At 70.1% G+C, this 1,017-nt stretch carries 1 protein-coding gene and 1 pseudogene; one reads left to right on the top strand and one right to left on the bottom strand.

Features of this window, described 5'->3' with window-relative positions; translation table 11 throughout:
• A pseudogene (locus I5I_RS08470) lies at positions 1–376 on the bottom strand (DNA polymerase III subunit gamma and tau); the annotation flags it as partial.
• A 71-nt stretch (positions 377–447) separates the two neighbouring features.
• Between I5I_RS08470 and I5I_RS08475 the strand changes: the two are divergent.
• A partial coding sequence (locus tag I5I_RS08475; protein ID WP_036318357.1) for an NAD(P)-binding domain-containing protein occupies positions 448–1,017 on the top strand: 570 nt, incomplete at its 3' end.

Genomic DNA, 1,017 nt, shown 5'->3' on the forward strand with positions numbered 1-1,017 from the left:
GGATGAAGATCTTGAAGCGGTCGCGCGCGGGGGCGAAGATCGCGCGCTCGCGCAGATCGCGGGCGTCGTCGACACCGTTGTGTGATGCCGCGTCGATCTCGACCACATCGAGTGAACCACCGCCGCCGCGGCTGAGCTCGACACAGCTGTCGCAGACACCACAGGGCGTGTCGGTCGGGCCGGCCGCGCAGTTCAAGCAGCGCGCGAGGATGCGGGCCGACGTCGTCTTGCCGCAGCCGCGCGGACCGCTGAAGAGGTAGGCGTGGCCGACGCGGTCGCTGCGCAGCGCCGTCATGAGCGGTTCGGTGACCTGCGCCTGCCCGATCATCTCGCCGAACGTTTCCGGTCGGTAGCGGCGGTACAGGGCGGTGGTCACCAGAACAGACTACGGTGTGCTCCCGACATCCAGGTCGGGAACATCGCCGGGTGCGGGGCGTTGAAGAGGACATGAGCATCGACGTCCCCACCGCGACGGTGGACGTCATCGTCATCGGTGCCGGCCAGGCGGGCCTGTCGGCCGCATACCATCTGCGTCGCCGCGGCTTCGTCCCCGCACCCAGCGACGGCGACGCCCGCACCTTCGCGGTGCTCGACGCCGACGCGGCCCCCGGCGGGGCGTGGCAGCATCGCTGGCGGTCATTGCGGATGGGAACGGTCAACGGCATCTACGAGCTTCCGGGCGCACCCGTGCCGCCCGCCGATCCGATGGCGCCGAGCGCGGACGTGCTGCCCGCGTACTTCGCGGACTACGAGCGTCGCTTCGATCTGCGCGTGCACCGTCCGGTGATCGTGCGCGCGGTTCGCCGTGTCGACGACGACCCGAACGGTCTCCTGCGCATCGAGACCGACCGAGGCGTATGGTTCGCGCGGTACGTCATCAACGCGACCGGCACGTGGCGACGCCCGTTCTGGCCCCACTACCCCGGCCAGGAGGACTTCGCCGGTCGTCAGCTGCACGTGCACGACTACGTGTCGGCCGACGAGTTCACCGGGCAGCGCGTCGTCATCTCGGCGCGG

The sequence above is a fragment of the Microbacterium sp. B24 genome, from assembly GCF_000333415.1.
In the GTDB taxonomy this organism is placed as follows: Bacteria; Actinomycetota; Actinomycetes; order Actinomycetales; family Microbacteriaceae; genus Microbacterium.